3 protein-coding genes are annotated in these 3,912 nt (G+C 74.8%); all 3 read right to left on the reverse strand.

Annotated elements, in window-relative coordinates:
- Positions 1-1,627 (reverse strand): sensor histidine kinase (locus ADL22_RS12080; RefSeq protein WP_234430661.1); only part of this gene is annotated, 1,627 nt, incomplete at its 3' end.
- Positions 1,624-2,364 (reverse strand): response regulator transcription factor, encoded by a 741-nt coding sequence (locus ADL22_RS12085; RefSeq protein ID WP_066977010.1) that lies wholly within the window; start codon positions 2,362-2,364, stop codon positions 1,624-1,626. The genes ADL22_RS12080 and ADL22_RS12085, both read right to left, overlap by 4 nt.
- A gap of 248 nt (positions 2,365-2,612) precedes the next feature.
- Positions 2,613-3,749 carry a S1C family serine protease gene (locus ADL22_RS12090; protein ID WP_066977013.1) on the reverse strand — a complete coding sequence of 379 codons (1,137 nt, stop codon included), beginning with the start codon at positions 3,747-3,749 and terminating at the stop codon, positions 2,613-2,615.
- Positions 3,750-3,912: the final 163 nt, after the last annotated feature.

The raw sequence follows: 3,912 nt of genomic DNA on the forward strand, positions 1-3,912 counted from the left end.
CCCCCCGGCCGCGCCCCCGCCGCCCCCCCCGCCGTCCGCTGGCCCCGGCCCCCGGACCTGCTCCCGGACCGGCCCCGGGACCGACTCGCGGATCGGCAGTCGGACCGCCACTCGGACCGCCCCCCGCCCCCGCCCCCGCCCCCGGTATATCCGGCGGCGGCGTAGGCGCCCCCGGGAGGGTGAGGAGGGCTTCGGTGCCGCCGCCGGGGGCGTTGCGGAGGCGGATGCCGCCGCCGGACTGTTCGGCGGTGCGGGCCACGATGGACAGGCCCAGGCCGCTGCCCGGGAGGCTGCGGGCGGAGGGTGAGCGCCAGAACCGTTCGAAGACGTGCGGGAGTTCGTCGGGCGGGATGCCGGGGCCGTGGTCCCGGACCGTCAGGGCGCCGCCGGCCAGCCGGACCTCGACCGTGCCGCCGGGCGGGCTGAACTTCACGGCGTTGTCGAGGAGGTTGACCACCGCCCGCTCCAGCGCGGCCGGCTCGGCCCGGACGTACCAGGCGTCGAGGTCGGCGGTGAAGGAGAGGGAGGGGCCGCGCAGCCGGGCCCGGTCGAGGGCGGAGCCGACGATGCCGTGGAGGGCGACGACGCGCAGCGAGGAGGTGCCGCCGCCGGTGCCGGTCTCCGCCGGGCGGGAGAGGACCTGGAGGTCGCCGATCAGCGCCGCCAGCTCGCCCATCTGGGCCTTCACCGAGGCGAGCAGGGCCTCCTTGTCGGCGGCCGGGATCGCCCGGCCGGACCGCTCGCTGCGCTCCAGGAGGTCGATATTGGTGCGCAGCGACGTCAGCGGCGTCCGCAGCTCGTGGCCGGCGTCGGCGATCAGCTGCTGCTGGAGGTCGCGGGAGGCGGCCAGCGCGGCGGTCATGGCGTTGAACGACCGGGAGAGCCGGGCGATCTCGTCCTCGCCGTCGGTGGGGATCCGGATCGTCAGGTCCTGGGTGCGGGCGACGTGCTCGACGGCGGCGGTCAGCCGGTCGACGGGCTTGAGCGCCGCCCGGGCCACCCACAGGCCGGCCGTCGCCGCGCCCAGCACCCCGACCCCGGCGACGATCAGCAGCACCAGCGCGAGTTGGTTGAGCGGATCGGTGACCTGGTCCATCGGCGCGGCGACCGAGATCGCCAGCCGGCTGCCCAGCGCGTCGGTGACCGGGCCGTGGTACGGGACGGTGGAGACCCGCATGGCGGTGCCGTTCTCGTCCTTGGTGGTGTGGACCGTGCCGGCCAGCCGCCCGCCGGCGACCGCCTGGTCCTCCCGCTGCGCCGGGATCGGGGCTTTGCCGGGCGAGGTGCAGACATAGCCGGACGGGGTGACGACCTGGATGGTGTACGGGGTCGGCTGGAAGCGGACGTTGAGCGGCTGGCCGGCGCACAGGGCGCTGATGGCCTGGACGTAGTCGGAGTTGACCTCGACGGTGCCGAGCGAGGTGTCGAGCTGCTCGGTGAGGCGGTCGCGGGTGATCAGCCAGCAGGCGGCGGCGGACAGCGCGACCGCGAAGGCGACCGCGACCGCGGTGAGCAGCGCCAGCCGGGAGCGCAGCGGCAGCTGGCGGAAGCGCGTCAGGCCGGTGGGGCCGTGCGGCGGGCGGGTGCCCTCCGCCTCCGGTGGCCGGCGGTCCTCGGTGCCGCTCATTCCGCGCCGCCCTCCAGCCGGAGGACGTAGCCGACCCCGCGCACGGTGTGGACCAGCCGCGGCTCCCCGGCCGCCTCCGTCTTGCGGCGGAGGTACATGACGTAGACGTCGAGGGAATTGGAGGTCGGCTCGAAGTCGAAGCCCCAGACGGCCTTGAGGATCTGCTCGCGGGTGAGCACCTGCCGGGGGTGGGCCAGGAACATCTCCAGCAGCGTGAACTCCGTGCGGGTCAGCTCCACCGGGCGGCCGCCGCGGGTGACCTCGCGGGTGGCGAGATTCATCCGCAGGTCGGCGAAGGTCAGCAGTTCGCTCTCGTCCGGCCCGGTGGCGCCGGCCGCGGCGGCGTACGAGCTGCGGCGCAGCAGGGCGCGGATCCGGGCCAGGAGTTCGTCCAGCTCGAAGGGCTTGACGAGATAGTCGTCGGCGCCGGCGTCCAGGCCGGTGACCCGGTCGCCGACGGTGTCCCGGGCCGTCAGCATCAGGATGGGCACGGTGACGCCGCTCGCCCGCAGCCGGCGGGCGGCGGTCAGGCCGTCCATCCGGGGCATCAGCACGTCCAGCACGATCAGCTCGGGGTCGTAGGCGGCGACCTTCTCCACCGCGTCGAGGCCGTCGACGGCCTGCTCGGTGCCGTAGCCCTCGAAGGCGAGGGAGCGCTGGAGGGCTTCGCGGACCGCGGGCTCGTCGTCGACGATCAGGATGCGGGCGGGGTGATCACCGTGCTCTGCGGGGCTCATGGGCGGACTACCTCGGTGTGCGTGGTGCGGACGGCCGGCTGGGCCTTTCTCTGGCTTCAGCCTGACACGGATGCCGGCGTCGGCGGTCGCCCTGTGGATAACGCGCGGTGGGCGATCCGGCCGCGGTCAGCCGCCTGTGGAAAACCCGGCCGCGCCCACCGGCTGTGGACGACCGCGCGCCTCGGGGCCCGCCGGGGCCTCCCCGCCCCGGCCGTGCGGACCCGTACGGCCGGCCCCGATCAGCCCCCTCACACCCCGCTGTTCCCCCCGCCGCTGCCGCCCGCCCGCAGCGAGTCCAGGTCGGCCTTGACGGTGTTGATCGGTATCGCGAAGCCGAGGCCGACGCTGCCCGCCTGGCTGCTGTCCGACGAACTGGGCGAGTACATCGCCGAGTTGATGCCGATGATCTGGCCCTGGAGGTTGATCAGGGCGCCGCCGGAGTTGCCGGGATTCAGCGCGGCGTCGGTCTGGATCGCCTTGTACGTCGTCTTGGACGAGCCGGTGTCGCCGTTGTACTGGTTGCCGCCGAACTCGAACGGCCAGCCGCCGCCGAAGAAGCCGCGGCCCCCGCCCGGCCCCTGGCCCTGACCCTGGCCCTGGCCCTGGCCGTCCTCCTTGGGCACGGTCACATCGCGGTTGAGCGCGGAGACGATACCGCTGGTCACCGAGCCGGTCAGGCCCTCGGGCGAGCCGATCGCGACGACCGGGTCGCCGACCGCGAGCTTGCCGGAGTCGCCGAGCACCGCGTGGGTGAGCCCCTTGGCGCCCTGCACCTTGATCAGCGCGAGGTCCTTGTCGGGGTCGGTGCCGACCACCGCCGCGGTCTTCCTGCTGCCGTCGCTGAAGGTGACGCCGACCGTGCGGGCGCCGGACACCACGTGGTTGTTGGTGATGATCTCGCCGCCGCTGGTGAGCACCACGCCGGAGCCGGTGGACTCGCCGCCGCCGGTCCGCGCCTTGATCTCGACGATGGCGGGGCTGACCGCCTTGGCCACCCCGGCGACGCCGGAACCGGCCGAATTCTGCCCGGCGTTGACCAGCGGGGTGGAGATGCCGCCCGCCTGATTGCTCTGCTGCGTGGCGCCGGCGATCAGCGCCGCGCTGCCGCCGCCGATCAGACCCGAGGCCAGCGCCACCGCGGCGATCAGCGCGATCGGCCGCCGGGCCCGGCGCCGCGGCTCCGCGCCCGCCGCGCCGTCCTCACCGGGCTGCCCGGGGGCGTACGGGGGCGGCGGCGGGACGTCGCCGTGCGGGCGGTCCGCGCCGGGCCCGGCGGCGTACGCCGTCCCGTGGTCGCTGCTGTGGCCGGTGCCGTATTCGGTGCCGTAGGCGTACGGCCGGTCCTGGGGCATCTCGTCGCCGCTGCGGCGGTAGCTCTCGGTCATGGCTACGACTCTGGGGCCGCTGGATGAGAACTGCCTGAGAGCGTCCTGAGAGACCCGACAGAAGTGGGTATGCCCGGTATAAGGACGCGGGCCGGCGGGCACCGGCCGACAGGCAGGCGGGCACCATCCGGCCCGCTCAGGCCCTGGGCCCCGCCCCCAACTC

The organism is Streptomyces sp. NRRL F-4489, from assembly GCF_001509485.1.
Lineage (GTDB): Bacteria > Actinomycetota > Actinomycetes > Streptomycetales > Streptomycetaceae > Streptomyces.